14 protein-coding genes and 2 rRNA genes are annotated in these 15,645 nt (G+C 73.3%); 3 read left to right on the top strand and 13 right to left on the bottom strand.

Annotation, left to right across the window (positions count from 1 at the left end):
• The first annotated feature begins 82 nt into the window (after positions 1-82).
• The gene (locus K4G64_RS16190; RefSeq protein WP_221756739.1) at positions 83-1,726 is read left to right on the top strand and encodes a PucR family transcriptional regulator; all 1,644 of its coding nucleotides are present in this window, start codon (positions 83-85) and stop codon (positions 1,724-1,726) included.
• 35 nt (positions 1,727-1,761) lie between these two features.
• On the opposite strand, the gene K4G64_RS16185 is transcribed toward K4G64_RS16190, so the two are convergent.
• From K4G64_RS16185 to K4G64_RS16165, 5 genes are all read right to left on the bottom strand, one after another.
• Positions 1,762-2,904 carry a glycosyltransferase family 4 protein gene (locus K4G64_RS16185; protein WP_221756738.1) on the bottom strand — a complete coding sequence of 381 codons (1,143 nt, stop codon included), beginning with the start codon at positions 2,902-2,904 and terminating at the stop codon, positions 1,762-1,764.
• A gap of 224 nt (positions 2,905-3,128) precedes the next feature.
• Positions 3,129-4,847: a DNA repair protein RecN gene (gene recN / locus K4G64_RS16180; RefSeq protein WP_221756760.1), complete on the bottom strand. Its 1,719-nt coding sequence runs from the start codon at positions 4,845-4,847 to the stop codon at positions 3,129-3,131.
• A gap of 182 nt (positions 4,848-5,029) precedes the next feature.
• Positions 5,030-5,935, bottom strand: coding sequence for an NAD kinase (locus K4G64_RS16175; RefSeq protein WP_031112347.1), 906 nt, complete (start codon positions 5,933-5,935; stop codon positions 5,030-5,032).
• Positions 5,932-6,747, bottom strand: coding sequence for a TlyA family RNA methyltransferase (locus tag K4G64_RS16170; protein ID WP_221756737.1), 816 nt, complete (start codon positions 6,745-6,747; stop codon positions 5,932-5,934). Before K4G64_RS16170 ends, K4G64_RS16175 begins: the two co-directional genes overlap by 4 nt.
• A gap of 6 nt (positions 6,748-6,753) precedes the next feature.
• Entirely contained in the window at positions 6,754-7,029 is a 276-nt protein-coding gene (locus K4G64_RS16165) for a hypothetical protein (RefSeq protein ID WP_221756736.1), read from the bottom strand.
• A 42-nt stretch (positions 7,030-7,071) separates the two neighbouring features.
• Here K4G64_RS16165 and K4G64_RS16160 point away from each other — a divergent pair, with 42 nt between their 5' ends.
• Positions 7,072-7,419, top strand: coding sequence for a sterol-binding protein (locus tag K4G64_RS16160; protein WP_221756735.1), 348 nt, complete (start codon positions 7,072-7,074; stop codon positions 7,417-7,419).
• On the opposite strand, the gene K4G64_RS16155 is transcribed toward K4G64_RS16160, so the two are convergent.
• The 4 genes from K4G64_RS16155 to K4G64_RS16140 all read right to left on the bottom strand — a co-directional run bounded on the left by K4G64_RS16155 (position 7,403) and on the right by K4G64_RS16140 (position 11,489).
• Positions 7,403-8,296 carry an ABC transporter ATP-binding protein gene (locus K4G64_RS16155; protein WP_221756734.1) on the bottom strand — a complete coding sequence of 298 codons (894 nt, stop codon included), beginning with the start codon at positions 8,294-8,296 and terminating at the stop codon, positions 7,403-7,405. The two genes, K4G64_RS16160 and K4G64_RS16155, sit on opposite strands and share 17 nt — an antisense overlap.
• Complete coding sequence (locus K4G64_RS16150; protein WP_221756733.1) at positions 8,293-9,333, bottom strand: iron chelate uptake ABC transporter family permease subunit; 1,041 nt, start codon at positions 9,331-9,333, stop codon at positions 8,293-8,295. The genes K4G64_RS16155 and K4G64_RS16150 overlap by 4 nt, the downstream gene beginning before the upstream one ends.
• A complete protein-coding gene (locus K4G64_RS16145) occupies positions 9,330-10,373 on the bottom strand; it encodes an iron ABC transporter permease (RefSeq protein WP_221756732.1) in 1,044 nt (347 codons plus the stop codon). The genes K4G64_RS16150 and K4G64_RS16145 overlap by 4 nt, the downstream gene beginning before the upstream one ends.
• An 84-nt stretch (positions 10,374-10,457) precedes the next feature.
• Complete coding sequence (locus K4G64_RS16140; RefSeq protein ID WP_221756731.1) at positions 10,458-11,489, bottom strand: HAD hydrolase-like protein; 1,032 nt, start codon at positions 11,487-11,489, stop codon at positions 10,458-10,460.
• Positions 11,490-11,561: 72 nt separating this feature from the next.
• On the opposite strand from K4G64_RS16140, the gene K4G64_RS16135 reads away from it, so the two are divergent.
• Entirely contained in the window at positions 11,562-12,854 is a 1,293-nt protein-coding gene (locus K4G64_RS16135) for a DUF1015 domain-containing protein (RefSeq protein ID WP_221756730.1), read from the top strand.
• A gap of 84 nt (positions 12,855-12,938) precedes the next feature.
• On the opposite strand, the gene K4G64_RS16130 is transcribed toward K4G64_RS16135, so the two are convergent.
• From K4G64_RS16130 to K4G64_RS16115, 4 genes are all read right to left on the bottom strand, one after another.
• On the bottom strand, positions 12,939-13,742 hold the full coding sequence (locus K4G64_RS16130) for a tetratricopeptide repeat protein (protein ID WP_221756759.1): 804 nt from the start codon (positions 13,740-13,742) through the stop codon (positions 12,939-12,941).
• Positions 13,634-15,301, bottom strand: a complete 1,668-nt coding sequence (locus K4G64_RS16125) for a hypothetical protein (protein WP_221756764.1) — start codon at positions 15,299-15,301, stop codon at positions 13,634-13,636. Before K4G64_RS16125 ends, K4G64_RS16130 begins: the two co-directional genes overlap by 109 nt.
• 17 nt (positions 15,302-15,318) lie before the next feature.
• A 5S ribosomal RNA gene (gene rrf / locus K4G64_RS16120) occupies positions 15,319-15,435 on the bottom strand.
• A 105-nt stretch (positions 15,436-15,540) separates the two neighbouring features.
• Positions 15,541-15,645: ribosomal RNA gene (locus K4G64_RS16115) — 23S ribosomal RNA — on the bottom strand; the annotation flags it as partial.

Genomic DNA, 15,645 nt, shown 5'->3' with positions numbered 1-15,645 from the left:
CCACGGCCGGATCCGGGAAGTGATCGTCCCGGTGCTCTTCCGGAGATGTCCGGGAGGCACCCGCGCGGGTAGCGTCCGGCACATGGACAGCGGGACGGACAGCGGTTACGACACTCAGGGCGCCGGGATCACCGTGCAGCGGGCGCTGGAGCTGCCGGGGCTGCGCAGCGGGCTGCCCGAGGTGCTGGCGGGCGCCGAGCGGCTCGGGCGGACCGTGCGCTGGGTGCACGCCGGAGAGGTGCCGCACATCGCCTCCCTCCTCAAGGGCGGCGAGCTCCTGCTGACCACCGGTTACGGCCTGGGCACCCGCCCCGCCGAGCAGCGGGCCTTCGTGCGCACCCTGGCCGAGCGCGGCATCGCGGCCCTGGTCGTGGAGCTCGGTCCGCGCTTCGCCCGGCTGCCCGCGGCCCTCGTCGACACGGCCCGCGCGGCCGGGCTGCCGCTGGTCCAGCTGCACCGCGAGGTGCCGTTCGTGACGGTCACGGAGGAGGTCCACACCGAGATCGTCAACGGCCACTACGCCCTGCTCCAGCGGGCCGAGGAGGTGCACCGGCAGTGCACGCAGGCCGTGCTGGGCGGCGGCGGTGCGCCCCAAGTGCTGGGCATTCTGGCCGACTTCGCCGGAAACCCGGTGTTCCTGGAGACGGCGGACGGGCAGTTGCTGTACGCGGCCGGGGCCGGTCCCGAGGGCGCGGACCCGCTCCAGGTGTGGGAGGGGCTGCGCGGCCAGCACAAGGACGAGCCGCCGCTCGCGGGTTCGGTGCTGGTGGACGTGCCGGGCGGTGGGCCCGGCAGCGGGGGCGTACGGGCGCGTCTGGTCCTGCTGCCCGTGCGCGCGCCCCTGGCGCCGGTGCACCGGATGGCGGCCGAGCGGGCGGCGGGCATCCTGGCCGTGGTACTGATGCAGGCCCGCCAGGAGGAGGAGCTGGCGGCGCGCGGGCGGGGCGACTTCCTCACCGACCTCGCCGAGGGCCGGGTGACGGCCGAGGACGCCCCGGCGCAGGCACGTGTGCTGGGCTTCCGGCCGGGTGAGGGGCCGCTGCTGCCGGTGGTGATGCGGCTCGGGGACACCCTGTCGCCCGGTGGCGGCTGGGCGGTGCTGGCCCGGGCGCTCTCGGAGGAGCTGGCGTCGGTGGGGCTGCCGGTGCTGCTCGGCGTGCGGCCGGTGGAGGGCCGGGTGCTGGTGCTGCTCGGGCTGCGCGCGGAGTCGGAGCGGACGGCGGTCGCGGATCGGGTCGCGGCGGCGCTGCGGGCCGGTGTGGACCGGGCGGGGATGCCGCGGCCGGGCGGGCAGCCGCCGGTGGTGGTCGTGGGGACGGCAGGGGGCTGGCCGGGCGCGGCCTCGGGGCTGCGGCACGCGGCCGAGACGGCCACGGCGGCGCAGGGCCTGCCGGACCGGCCCTGGCACGACGCCCGGCGCCTCGACATCGACCTGCTGCTGTGGCGGTTGCGCGACCATCCGGACCTGGCGGCCTTCGTCGACCGGGCCCTCGGCCCGCTCCTGGAGCACGACCGTCGTTCCCGGCCGCCGCTGCTGCCCACGCTGACGACCTACCTCGCCCACGCCGGACGCAAGGCGGAGACGGCCCGGGAGCTGCATCTGAACCGGCAGACGCTGTACAACCGGCTGGCGCGCATCGGGGAGTTGCTGGGCACGGACCTGGACGACCCGCAGACGGTCCTGGCCCTGAGTCTGGCCCTGCGGGCCCGCAGGCACGTCCCGTAGGGCTGCCGGGGTTGTTATGGAAGGGGCCGGGGCTGTTACGGGAGGGGCCGGGGCTGGGTCAACTCGTCGTACACGCTGAGCACTTGGGCGACCGTCTCGTCCTCGGTCGGCCAGCTGGCCGCCTGCCGGGCGCCCTTGGCGGTCAGCGCGTCCCGGCGGGCCCGGTCGCCCAGGAGCCGTACGACGGATTCGGCGAGGGCCTTCGCGTCCCCGTACGGGACGAGTTCGGCCGCGTCGCCGACGAGTTCGGGGATGCCGCCGACGTTCGTCGCGACGAGCGGCACGCGCGCATGCAGGGCCTCCTGGGCGAGGACGGAGCGCGCCTCCCAACGGCTCGGCAGCAGGGCGAGGTCGGCGGCGGCGAGCAGGTCGGTGACGTCGTCGCGCCGCCCGATGAGCCGGACCGGCAGCCCTTCCTCCTCGATACGCCCCTGGAGTTCACCGCGCAGCGGCCCCTCCCCCGCGATCACGACCAGGGGCACGGGATCGAGCCGGCGCCAGGCGCGCGCGGCGTCCAGCAGCACGTCGTATCCGCGGTGCCGTTCCAGGGAGCCGACGGCGATCAGCAAGGGCCCTCCGATGGCGCCGAGTTCGGCGCGCACCTTGGGCCGCAGCCGGTCGGGATCGTCGGGTTCGAGGGACCTGCGGGGGCCGGGCAGCGCGACGGCCGCGAGCCGGGCGTCCCGGGCGCCGGTGAGCCGGGCCCGGTCCACGAGCGGCGAGGTCGTGCCCAGCACGACGGTGGCCGCCTTCACGACCCTGCGCTCCAGGACCCGCAGCATGTGGGCACGTGCCCCGTCGGCGTGCGCCCGGTCGTGCCACGTCACGACCAGCGGGGTCCGCACCCGCCGTCCGCTGAGGGCCATCACGGTGCGGAAGGAGGCGTGCAGTCCGTGCGCGTGCACCAGATCGGCGTTGGCGCAGGCCGCCCGCAGGGCCGCCACCGACACCGGGTCGCTGCTGCGCGGCACGTGCACGTGGTCGGCCCCTACACCGCTGAAGTCATAGGCGCGGTCGGCCTCGTAGGGGGCGCACACCGTGACTTTCACGCCCCGTGCGACGAGCCCCGCGGCCAGCGAGCGCACATGCGCACTGCTGGCGGCATTGCCGCCGCCCAGCACCTGCACGGTGCGCAGCGGCAACTGGCCGTGCGGTGAGGGGCTGCTCACGGGGGTCACGTGGCCGGGCTCCTGGTTCGGGTCGGGCGGTCACGACGCGTACTCCGCCAAGGATGCCAGGACATACGGGGGTTCCGGGAACGCCCGGACCCCCGCAGCGCGACAGCGGGGCGCGGCAGCGGGGGAATGCGCCGGGCCGGGTCACCCACACGAGTGAAATCGGGCGACCCGCCCGGCCTTGCCGCACCAGCGCCGGTGCGCCGCCGCCGGTGCGCCGCCGACTGCTATCCGTCCGCCCGGGCCGCCGCGAGCAGCTCCTCCGCGTGCGCGCGGGCCGTCTCGGAGTCCTCCTGGCCGGCGAGCATGCGGGACAGCTCCCGCACCCGGTCCTCACCCTCGAGGACCTTGACGCCCGAGCGGGTCACGGACCCGTCGTTGGTCTTCTCGACCAGCAGCTGCCGGTCGGCGAAGGCGGCCACCTGGGGCAGGTGCGTGACGACCACGACCTGTGCGCTCTTCGCCAGCCGTGCGAGCCGCCGGCCGATCTCGACCGCCGCCTTGCCGCCGACCCCGGCGTCGACCTCGTCGAAGAGGTACGTCGGCACGGGATCCGTCCCCGCGAACACGACCTCCACGGCCAGCATCACCCGCGACAGTTCGCCGCCGGACGCGCCCTTGGCGATCGGCCGGGGCGGCGCGCCCGGGTGCGGGGCGAGCAGCAGCTCGACCTCGTCGGCGCCGGCGGGGCCGTAGGCGACCGGACGGCCGCCGACCTCGACGCCTTCGGGGTCCTCGGTCTGCCGGATGTCGAAGGACACGCGCGCGTGCGGCATGGCGAGCGAGGCCAGCTCGGCGGTCACGGCGGCGGCGAACCGCTCGGCGGCCTCCGTCCGGGCGTCCGTCAACGCCTGCGCAAGCCCGCCCAGTTCCGAGCGCAGGGCGTCCCGCTCGGCGGTCAGCTCCCCGATCCGCTCGTCGTCGCCGTCGAGTTCGGTCAGCCGGGCGGCACTCTGCTCGGCCCACGCCAGCACGGTGGCGATGTCCTCGCCGTACTTGCGCGTCAGCCCCGTGAGCGCGGCCCGCCGCTCCTCGACGGCCGAAAGCCGCAGCGGATCGGCGTCCAGGTCGTCGGCGTACCCCGCCAGGTCCCCTGCCGCGTCACGCAGCAGGATCCCGATCTCCCCGATGCGGTCCGCGAGCGCGGCCAGCGCCGGATCGTGCGACCGTACGGCGTCCAGGGCCCGCTGGGCGCCCGCGACGAGCGTCCCGGCGTCGACGCCCTCGGGGTCCTCGGGGTTGCCCGCGAGGGCGGCGTGCGCGGCCGCGGCGGCGGACGCCAGCGCCTCGGCGTGCCCGAGCCGCTCGGCTTCCTCGGCCAGCTCCACGTCCTCACCGGCGCGGGGTTCGACGGCGGCGATCTCGTCGAGCCCGAAGCGCAGCAGGTCGGCCTCCTGGGCCCGTTCACGCGCCCGGGTGGTGATCTCGTCGAGTTCGGCGGAGACGGCCCGCAGCCGCTTGTACGCCTCGCCGTACTTGGCCAGCGGCCCGCCGACCGCGTCGCCCGCGTACCGGTCGAGCGCCTGCCGCTGCCGGGACAGCTTGAGCAGCCCCTGCTGGTCGGTCTGCCCGTGCACGGCCACCAGCTCGTCGGCGAGCTCGGCCAGGACGCCCACGGGCACGCTGCGCCCGCCCAGGTGCGCCCGCGAGCGCCCCTCGGCGGAAACGGTACGGCTGATCAGCAGGGCCCCGTCGTCGAGCTCGGCACCGGCCTCCTCGGCGCGTACCGCGGCCGCGGCGTCGCGGGGCACGGTGATCCGACCCTCCACGACGGCCTTGCCGGCCCCGATCCGCACGAGCGCGGGGTCGGCCCGCCCTCCCAGCAGCAACCCCAGGCTGGTGACCACCATCGTCTTGCCCGCACCCGTCTCACCGGTGACCGCGGTGAACCCGGGCGACAGCTCGACCACGGCGTCGTCAATCACGCCCAGCGACCGTATCCGCATCTCCTCCAACACGGACACGACCTTACGAGGTCGGGGCGGGGGATTGCGACCGGCCCACTCTTGTCACCCACGAGTGTGGCGGCGCCCCGTCAGGGGCGCGGGGCTGTATCGATATGCGGCTCCGCCGCGTGGGCGCGACAAGCCACAGAGCACCCGCATCCGCCGACGACGAGCACCCACCCCTAATGAGGTGCGCCCCTCCACCCGGAAACAGGCAGCGCGAACTTCGCCACCAGCCGGTCCGTGAAGGACGCGTGGTGCAGCCGAGCCAACCGCACCGGCACCGCTCCCCGCCGCACCTCGACCCTCGCCCCCGGCGGCAACTCCACCGTCCGCCGCCCGTCGCACCACAGCACACCCGGCGGAATGTGAGGCAGAACCTCCACAGCCAACACGGAATCCGGCGATGTCACGAGCGGCTTCGCGAACAGCGCGTGCGCGGAGATCGGCACCATCAGCAGCGCCTCGACCTCCGGCCACACCACCGGCCCGCCCGCCGAGAAGGCGTACGCCGTCGACCCCGTGGGCGTGGCGCAGACGATCCCGTCGCAGCCGAACCCCGTCACCGGCCGCCCGTCGATCTCCAGGACGATCTCCAGCATCCGCTCGGCGGACACCTTCTGCACGGCCGCCTCGTTCAGCGCCCAGTCCGTGTGCACGATGTCGCCGTTGCGGTGCACGACGACGTCGACGGTCATCCGCTCCTCGACCTCGTACGCCTTGGTGACCACCCGGTCGACGACCTTGTCGAGGTCGTCGCGCTCGGCCTCCGCGAGGAACCCGACGCGCCCGAGGTTGACGCCGAGCATCGGCACGCCCGACGCCCGCGCGAACTCGGCGCCGCGCAGCAGCGTGCCGTCGCCGCCCAGCACGATGAGCAGCTCGCACCCGTCGAGGCACTGCGGAGTGGCCTCCTTGACCAGCTCCACCTCCGCCGGCAGGGGCAGGTCGCGCGCCTCGGCCTCCAGGACGCGCACGCCGAGGCCGGAGCGCAGCAGCCCCTTCACCACGAGCTCGGCACTGCGCACGGCCGCGGGCCGGCCCGTGTGGGCGAGCAGGAAAACAGTACGAGCTCGGTTCTCGGTCAACGCGGCCCCTCCGCCACTGCACGGTCTGCCTCGGCCGGGTCCAGAGCCGGTGCCCCGGACCGCAGCCACAAGAAGTATTCGACATTCCCCGACGGCCCGGGCAGCGGACTGGCCGTCACGCCCTTCACCCCGAGCCCCAGCCCCCAGGCCTTCTCGGCCACCCCCCGTACCGCTTCGGCCCGCAGCTGGGTGCTGCGTACCACTCCCCCGCTGCCGAGGCGCTCCTTCCCCACCTCGAACTGCGGCTTGACCATCATCACCAGGTCGGCGTCCGGTTTCACGCACCGCACCAAGGCGGGCAGGACCAGCCCGAGCGGGATGAAGGACAGATCCCCCACGACAAGATCCACTGGCTCCCCATCGATCGCTTCAAGCGTCAACTCGCGTACGTTCGTACGGTCCTTGACGGTGACGCGTTCATCCTTCTGGAGGGACCACGCGAGTTGTCCGTATCCGACGTCCACGGCGACGACGTGGGCGGCGCCCGCCCGCAGCAGGACGTCGGTGAAACCGCCGGTGGAGGCGCCCGCGTCGAGCGCCCTGCGCCCCTCGACGGGCAGCCCCTGCGGACCGAACACCGCGAGCGCACCAGCTAGCTTGTGGCCGCCGCGCGAGACGTAGTCCGGGTCGTTGTCGTCCTGGGCCACCAGGATCGCGGCCGCGGTCTCCACCTGCGTGGCGGGTTTGGTCGCGACGGTCTTGCCGACGGAGACCCGCCCCGCGGCGATCAGCTGCGCGGCGTGCTCACGCGAACGCGCGAGCTTCCGGCGGACCAGCTCCGCGTCCAGACGGCGACGTGCGACTCCTGCCACGTTCGGTCAGCTCCTGCTCTCGTACGGCCGCGGGGGCACCGGAGGTCCCGGGCGGGCGTCGAGCGCGGTGAGCGCGTCGCGCAGCCCCCGGTGTACATCCTCGTACACCTCCACATGCCCGTCCGTGGCGAGGTGGTCCGCATCGCCGAGCCGGCCCAGAGCGGCGTCCACCTCGGCGTCGCCGGTGGGCGTGCGGGGCACGTTCAGGGGAGCGGGGGCGGCGGGGTCGTGCGCCGGCTCCTCCTCCGCCGCCGGAGGGGCCTCGGGAACTGCGTCGTCCATGCCCCGACGCTACCGCGAACCGCTGCGGTACCGTCGACCGCGATGGCCACGATCGAGGAGTGCCGCAGCGCACTCGACAAGCTTTCGGACAACATGCAGCGCGCCGAAGGAGACGTCCGCGACGCCGCGGTCCTGGACCGCTCGGTGAGCTGCCACATCACGGACCTCGACGTCACCTTCGCCGGCCGGATGCGCGGCGGGCGGATCGAGGTGCACGACACCGTGCCGGGGCCGCCGCCCGGCAGGGCCGAGATCAGACTCGCCATGACGGGCGACGACCTGGTGGCCCTGGTCGGCGGCGAGCTGCACTTCGCCAAGGCCTGGGGCTCCGGCCGGGTGAAGCTGCACGCGGGCGTGCGGGACCTGCTCCAGCTCAGGAAGCTTCTGTAGCCGCGGCCTTCCCGACCGCGGTACCGGCCCGGGCCTTGCGGGCCGCCGGCACGACCAGCGGTGTGCCCGTCTCCGGGTCGTCGATGACCTGGCAGCGCAGCCCGAAGACCTCCTCGACCAGCTCCGCCGTGACGATGTCCTTCGGCGCGCCCTCGGCGATGACCCGGCCCCCGCGCAGGGCGATGAGGTGGGTGGCGTAGCGGGCGGCGTGGTTCAGGTCGTGCAGCACCGCGACGAGCGTGCGCCCCTGCTCCTCGTGCAGCTCGGCGCACAGGTCCAGGACGTCGATCTGGTGCTGGATGTCCAGGTACGTCGTCGGCTCGTCGAGCAGCAGCAACGGCGTCTGCTGGGCGAGGGCCATGGCGATCCACACGCGCTGACGCTGACCGCCGGAGAGCTCGTCGACGTACCGGTCTGCGAGTTCGGCGACGCCCGTCTGCCGCATGGACTCCTGGACGACCCGCTCGTCCTGCGTCGACCACTGGCGCAGGATGCCCTGATGCGGGTAGCGGCCGCGGCCGACGAGGTCGGCGACCGTGATGCCGTCGGGCGCGACGGACGACTGGGGCAGCAGCCCGAGGGTCCGCGCGACCTTCTTCGCGGGCATCGACTGGATGACGTTGCCGTCCAGCAGCACCCGGCCCTCGCTCGGCTTGAGCATCCGCGACAGCGCCCGCAGCAGCGTCGACTTGCCGCAGGCGTTGGGCCCGACGATCACCGTGAACGACTGGTCGGGTATCTCCACCGAGAGTTGCTCGGCGATGACCCGCTGATCGTAGGCGAGGGTGACCTTCTCGGCGGACAGGCGGTTCACGGGGCTCCTTCGGTAGTTCAGTCCGCTGGTGGTGCCGCTCTCGGCGCTCTTGCCGGCCCTCATATCCGGCCCGCCCTGCGCTCGCTGACCAGCAGCCACAGCAGGTAGACCCCGCCGAGCACGCCGGTGACCACGCCCACGGGCAGCTGCTCGGAGCCGAACGCCCGCTGCGAGACCCAGTCGGCGACGATCAGCAGGGTGGCGCCCATGCACAGCGAGGCCAGCAGGTTCGGTCCGGGCGAGCGGGTCAGGCGCCGGGCCAGCTGCGGCGCGGTGAGCGCGACGAAGCTGACAGGACCGGCCGCGGCGGTGGCGGACGCGGTGAGCAGCACCGCCGCCACCATCAACAGCAGCCGCACCCGCTCGACGCGCACCCCGAGGGCGTACGACACGTCATCGCCCATCTCCATCATCCGCAGCCCGCGCGCGTTGACGAGGACGAGCGGCACCAGCACGGCGGTCAGTGCGAGCAGCGGCCACACCTGCGCCCAGTCCCGGCCGTCGAGGGACCCGGTCATCCACACCACCGCGCGGGCGGCGTCCACGATGTCCGACTTGGTGAGCAGATAGCCGTTGACGGCCGTGACGATCGCCGAGACGCCGATGCCGACCAGGACGAGCCGGTAGCCGTGCACCCCCCGCTTCCAGGCGAGCACGTAGATGGCGAGGCCGGTCACCAGGCCGCCCGCCAGTGCCCCGGCCGCGACCTGGTTGGCGCTGCCGGAGGTCAGCACGATCACCGCGAGGGCGCCGGCCGTCGCCCCCTGCCCGAGGCCGAGCACGTCCGGACTGCCCAGCGGGTTGCGGGAGATGGCCTGGAACAGCGCGCCCCCGAGGCCGAGCGAGGCGCCGACCAGCAGCCCGACCAGGACCCGTGGCAGCCGCAGCTCGTTGACGATGAACTCCTGGCCCGGATTGCCCTCGCCGACCAGCGTCCGCAGCACGTCGGCGGCCGGGATCGGGAAGTCGCCTGTGCCGACGAGCACGACACTCGCCGCGAGCGCCGCGAGGAGCAGCAGGAGCACGACGGTGACGGCCCGTACGTCCAGGCGTATCGAGAGCCCGCCCGGGGTCCGCACGGCACGGTTGGTGGTCTTCACAGCTGCGCCGTCCTCCGCCGTCGTACGAGAAGGATGAACACCGGTCCGCCGAGGATCGCGGTGACGATGCCCACCTGGAGCTCCGAGGGCCGGGCCACGATCCGGCCGAGGACATCCGCGCCGAGCAGCAGCACGGGCGCCAGGATCGCCGCGTACGGCAGGATCCAGCGCAGGTCGGGCCCGGTGAAGGAGCGCACGACGTGCGGCACCATCAGCCCGACGAACACGATCGGCCCGCAGGCGGCGGTCGCGGCCCCGCACAGCACGGTCGCGGCCAGCATGGACAGCGCCCGCGTGCGGTTGAGGTCGGCACCCAGGGCCTTGGCGGTGTCGTCGCCCATGGCCATGGCGTTGAGCGGCCGCGCCAGGGCGAGGGCCAGCAGCGTGCCGGCCAGCAGGAACGGCAGGACCTGCGTGATGGTCGAGTTCGTGGCCGAGGACAGCGAACCGACCGTCCAGAAGCGCATCCTGCCGAGCGCCGCCTCGTCCATGATCATCACGGCCTGGAGGTAGCCGTACAGCGCGGCGCTGATGGCCGTGCCGGCGAGCGCGAGCCGCACCGGCGTCGCACCTCGGCTGCCGCCGAGGAACCAGACCAGCGCCCCGACCGCTGCCGCGCCGAAGAACGCGAACCAGACGTAGCCGCTGAGCGAGGTGACCCCGAAGTACGTGATGGCCGTGACGACCGCGGCGGACGCTCCCGCGTTGATGCCGAGCAGCCCGGGATCGGCCAGCGGGTTACGCGTGAGGGCCTGCAGCACCGCCCCGGCCAGGCCGAGGGCGGCGCCGGTGAGCAGCCCGAGCAGCGTCCGCGACACCCGCTCCGCCACGACGACGTCGCCGTAGGTCCCCGAGTCCTCGAACAGGCCGTGCCAGACCTGCCCGAGCGACAGCTCTTTCGCTCCGATCGCGATGCTCGCCAGCGCGACGAGCACCAGGATCACCACGGACAGCAGGAGCCCGAAGGCTCGGACCACCCGTCGGGTCGGGGGCGCGGGGGCGGTCTCCGCGCGCTGTTCGGGGGGACTCTCGACCAACACGCAGTTAGGTTAGCCTACCCTCGCATTCGAGCAAGATTCGGATGCCCGCCCCTGCCCTCGGGTCCGGCCTGCCCTGACAGGCACTCAGAGCCCCAGCCGCGCCAGCGCCTTCTCCCCGTCCAGCTCGCACACACCCTCACCGGCTGCCGTCCACGCCGCGGCACACAGCGCGCGCAGCCCGTCCAGGGCCTCCCCCTCTCCGTCGAGCTCCAGCCGGTCCGCCCCGGCCGTCGCCGTCCAGCCACCGCACCGGAACCCGCCCTCGCTGGTCTCGACGACGTCCGGCTGACCGCCGAGCATCCCGCGCAGATCGGCGTCCACATACGTCGGCCGGTGCTGCGGCGGCGCGGCCAGCAACTGCGCGCCGTCGGTCACGCCGGTCAGGACGAGCAGCGAGTCGACCTCCCCGTTGAACGCGCCCTCGATGTCCGTGTCCAGCCGGTCCCCGACCACCAGCGGCCGCTGTGCTCCGGTGCGCAGGATGGTCTCCCGGTGCATGGGAGGCAACGGCTTGCCCGCGACCTGCGGCTCCGCGCCCGTGGCGATCCGCACGACCTCCACCGCGGCTCCGTTGCCCGGGGCGATCCCGCGCCCGCTCGGGATCGTCAGGTCGGTGTTGGAGGCGAACCACGGCACACCGCGCGCCACCGCGTAGGACGCCTCGGCGAACCGGCCCCACGGCAGATCGGGCCCGCCGAATCCCTGCACCACCGCCGCCGGATCATCGTCCGCGGACTCCACGGGCACCAGCCCGCGCTCGCGCAGCGCGACCCGCAGCCCCTCACCGCCGATCACCAGCACACGCGCGCCCTGCGGCACCTGCTCGCTGATCAGCCGCGCGACCGCCTGCGCCGAGGTGATGACGTCCTCCGCACCCGTCGGTATCCCGAGCTCCGTCAGATGCCCGGCCACGGTGTCCGGGGTCCGCAGCGCGTTGTTCGTCACGTACGCCAGGCGCATACCGCCCTTACGGGCCGTGGCCAGCGACTCGACCGCGTGGGCAATCGCGTTCCCGCCCGCGTACACCACGCCGTCCAGATCGAGCAGGGCCGTGTCGTACGCCTCGCTCAGGGCCTGCCCACTGGCCTCGGGCCTCGTCCTGACGCTCCGGCTCATCCCGCATCGCTCCTCGTTCGACGGCTTTCCCCCGATCATCCCCCATGCCACCGACAGCCGTACGATGCCCTGATGAAGACAGCAGGTCACTCGGAGGCAACGGCGCACCGAGGCCTGGAACTCACCCCGTTCCGAGGCCTTCGTTACGACCCCGACCGGGTCGGCAGCCTTGCCGCCGTCACATCCCCGCCCTACGACGTCGTGGTGCGTCCCGACGGCCTGCACCACCTCGAGTCCGCCGACCCGCACAACATCGTCCGCCTGATCCTCCCCCAGGCCGCGACGCCCAGCGCCCGCAACGAACGGGCCGCCGACACCCTGCGCCGCTGGCTGTCCGAGGGCGTCCTGACCACCGACCCGGAACCGGGCCTCTACGTCTACGAACAGCAGGACGGCAACGGCATGCTGCAACGCGGCATCATCGGCGCCCTGCGCGTCTCGGAGCCCGCCGAGCAGGTGGTGCTGCCGCACGAGGACGTCATGCCGCACATCGTCGCCGACCGCGCCGCCCTCATGCGCGCCACCTCGGCCAACCTCGAACCCCTGCTGCTCACCTACCGGGGCGACAGCTCGACGACCACCACTGCGGACCTGATCGAGCGCACCGCCGACCGGCCCCCGCTGCTCGCGACCACCACGGAGGACGGTTTCAGCCATCGTCTGTGGTCGGTCACCGACCCCGACGACCTGGCCGCGATCCAGTCTGACCTGGCACGGCACCAGGCCCTCATCGCCGACGGCCACCACCGCTGGGCGACCTACCGCCGTCTCCGCACCGAGCACCCCTCGCCCAGCCCGTGGGACCACGGCCTGGTCCTCCTCGTCGACACGGCCCGCTACCCCCTGCGGGTCCGCGCCATCCACCGCCTCCTGCACGGTCTGCCGGTCGGTGACGCCGTGGCCGCCCTGGAAGGCAACTTCCGCGTGCGCCGCCTCGAGGTCCCGCTGGCCGAGGCCCTCGACACGCTCGCCGACGCGGCCTGCGCCGGCAACGCGTTCCTGCTGGCCGGCGACGGCGCCTTCCATCTGGTCGACCGGCCGGACCCGGGTCTGCTGGCCCGTACGATCCCCGCCCACCGCCCCGCCGCCTGGCGCACCCTGGACGCGACGGTCCTGCACGCAACGCTCCTCGAGCACGTCTGGCGCGTCCCCGAGGACTCCCCGGCCCACATCGCCTACATCCACGACACGGCGGCCACGGTGGAGAAGGCGGAGCGCGACGGCGGCACGGCCGTCCTGATGCACCCGGTCCGCGAGGAGGTCGTCCGCGACCTGGCCCGCCAGGGCGTCACGATGCCCCGCAAGTCGACGTCGTTCGGCCCGAAACCGGCGACGGGTCTGGTGCTGCGGGCGCTGGACCTCTGACAGGACGAGACTCGGCGCCGACACGACGCAGGGGCGGGATCCCCAGGCCTCACGGCCGGGATCCCGCCCCTGCGTCTACGGACGTCAGTCCTTGTCGTTCTCGCCCTCGCCCTGGGCCTCGACCTCGGACTCGGCCTCGGCCTCGGCCTCGTCAGCCTCAGGCGTGTCGGAAGCCGGGACCTGGTCGTTCTCGCCCTCGTCCGCGTCGCCGGCCATGGCGTCCACGAACTCCACGCCGTCCAGCTCGGCGAGCCGGTCCGAGGCGTCGGTGCTGCCGTCGCGGTCGGCCTCGACGGCCTTGGCGAACCACTCCCGCGCCTCGCTCTCCCGCCCGGCGGCGAGCAGCGCGTCGGCGTAGGCGTACCGCAGGCGCGCGGTCCACGGCTGCACGGAGTTGGCGGCCAGCTCCGGGCTCTGCAGCGTCACGATGGCCGCGTCCAGCTGCCCCAGGTCCCGCCGCGCACCGGCCGCGACGAGCCGCATCTCGACCTGCCCGGCCTTGTCGAGCTTGTGCACCTCGGGCGCCCCGGCCATGTCGAGCGCCTTCTCCGGCCGCTCGAGCCCACGCTCGCAGTCGGCCATGACCGGCCACAGGTCGATGTTCCCGGTCATCCGCTTAGCGGCCCGGAACTCGGCCAGCGCCTCGCCGTACTTCTGGTTGGCGTACGCGGCGAACCCGGCGGCCTCCCGCACGGCGGCGACACGCGACGCCAGCCGCAGCGCCACCCTGGAATAGCCGTACGCGCCCTCGGGGTCCTCGTCGAGGAGCCGCGCGACCATCACCAGGTTCCTGGCGACGTCCTCCGCGAGCGTCTTGGGCAGGCTCTGCAGCTCCTGCCGTACGTCCTTGTCGATCTCCTCGCCCGTGACGTCCTCGGGGATCGGCAGCCGCTTGATGGGCTCCCTGTCCCGCTCCCGCTCCTCACGGAACCGGCCGGGGCCACGACGGTCGTCCCGACCCCGGAAGCCACCCCGGTCACCGTCACGCCGGTCGCCGTCACGCCGGAAGCCGCGGTCGCCTCGGTCGTCCCGTCGGGGACCGCGTCCGCCGCGGTCGTCACGGCGGTCGTCACGGCCGCGGAAGCCACCGCGGTCACCGCCGCGGTCGCCACGGTTGTCGTCCCGCCGGAAGTCACCACGGTCGCTGCGAGGGCCGTCGTCGCGACGGAAGCCGGGACGTCCGCCCCGACCCGCGTCGTCGCGCCGGAATCCACCGCGCTCCCCACGGTCGTCGCCACGGCGCTCATCGCGTCGGTCATCACGACGGTCGTCGCGTCGGTCGTCGCGGCCGCGGAAACCACCACGGTCGTCACGCCGGAAGCCGCCGCGGTCGCCGTCCCTGGGACGGTCCCGGTCGTCACCACGGAAACCACGGTCCCGGTTGTCGTCGCGACGGAAGCCGCCACGGTCGTCACGGCGGTCGTCACGGCGGGGGAACCCACCGCGATCGCCGTCACGCCTCTCGCCACGACGGTCATCGCGCCGGTCGTCCCGCCTGTCGTCCCGCCTGTCATCCCGACGGTCGTCGCGTCGGAAGGCAGGGCGGTCGCCTCGATCGTCACGGCGGAAGGCAGGGCGGTCGTCGCGGTCGTCACGGCGGAAGGCGGGGCGGTCGCCGCGATCGTCACGGCCACGGAAGCCGCCGCGGTCGCGGTCGTCCCTGCGCGGTCCGCGGTCACGGTCGTCACGCCGGCCGTACCCACCACCACGGTTGTCACCGCCACGGCTGTCATCGCGACGGAAACCACCACGCTCACCGCGGTCGTCGCGGTCGTCACGGCGGAAGGCGGGGCGGTCGCCGCGATCGTCACGGCCACGGAAGCCGCCGCGGTCGCGGTCGTCCCTGCGCGGTCCGCGGTCACGGTCGTCACGCCGGCCGTACCCACCACCACGGTTGTCACCGCCACGGCTGTCATCGCGACGGAAACCACCACGCTCACCGCGGTCGTCGCGGTCGTCACGGCGGAAGGCGGGGCGGTCGCCGCGATCGTCACGGCCACGGAAGCCGCCGCGGTCGCGGTCGTCCCTGCGCGGTCCGCGGTCACGGTCGTCACGCCGGCCGTACCCACCACCACGGTTGTCACCGCCACGGCTGTCATCGCGACGGAAACCACCACGCTCACCGCGGTCGGGACGGTCACCGCGGTCGCCGCGGTCCCCCCGGTCGCCTTCACGACGTCCGTAGCCACCACGGTCGTTGCCGCCGCGGTCGTCGCGACGGAAGCCACCACGGTCCCCGCGGCCCCCACGCTGACCGCCGCGGTCGTTGCGGTCGCTCCGGTCCCCCTCCCGTCGCCGCTGGTCGCGCTCCGGTCGGTCTTCGGGAGAGTTGGTGGACATGGTGACTCCTGTCTTCGGTACCGCAAGTCATTCTCGCGCAGCCGGGTGCCCAGCGCGCACTGCAAAAACAAAAAGGACCCTTGGCCCCAGCTGAACGCTGGGACCAAGGGTCCTTCCAAAGATTGTTCGGCGGCGTCCTACTCTCCCACAGGGTCCCCCCTGCAGTACCATCGGCGCTGTAAGGCTTAGCTTCCGGGTTCGGAATGTAACCGGGCGTTTCCCCTACGCTATAACCACCGAAACCCTAATGGTTTCGAGCGAACAAGCACACTCTTCAATTGTTTGTTCTACTCAAAGCCGACAACTGTTCGTTGTCTCAGAACTAACACAGTGGACGCGAGCAACTGAGGACAAGCCCTCGGCCTATTAGTACCGGTCAACTCCACACGTTACCGTGCTTCCATATCCGGCCTATCAACCCAGTCGTCTACTGGGAGCCTTACCCTCTCAA

Source organism: Streptomyces sp. WAC04114, assembly GCF_019733245.1.
Classification (GTDB): domain Bacteria; phylum Actinomycetota; class Actinomycetes; order Streptomycetales; family Streptomycetaceae; genus Streptomyces; species Streptomyces massasporeus_A.
Note: the sequence above shows the minus strand (reverse complement) of the source record. Positions and strands in the feature narration are given on the sequence as shown.

Bases quoted from the DNA above. Each gene is read 5' to 3' on its own strand.
- K4G64_RS16190 (WP_221756739.1), top strand. From the start codon at position 83: ATGGACAGCGGGACGGACAGCGGTTACGACACTCAGGGCGCCGGGATC.
- recN (WP_221756760.1), bottom strand. From the start codon at position 4,847: ATGCGGATACGGTCGCTGGGCGTGATTGACGACGCCGTGGTCGAGCTG.
- K4G64_RS16165 (WP_221756736.1), bottom strand. From the start codon at position 7,029: ATGGACGACGCAGTTCCCGAGGCCCCTCCGGCGGCGGAGGAGGAGCCG.
- K4G64_RS16160 (WP_221756735.1), top strand. From the start codon at position 7,072: ATGGCCACGATCGAGGAGTGCCGCAGCGCACTCGACAAGCTTTCGGAC.
- K4G64_RS16155 (WP_221756734.1), bottom strand. From the start codon at position 8,296: ATGAGGGCCGGCAAGAGCGCCGAGAGCGGCACCACCAGCGGACTGAAC.
- K4G64_RS16140 (WP_221756731.1), bottom strand. From the start codon at position 11,489: ATGAGCCGGAGCGTCAGGACGAGGCCCGAGGCCAGTGGGCAGGCCCTG.
- K4G64_RS16135 (WP_221756730.1), top strand. From the start codon at position 11,562: ATGAAGACAGCAGGTCACTCGGAGGCAACGGCGCACCGAGGCCTGGAA.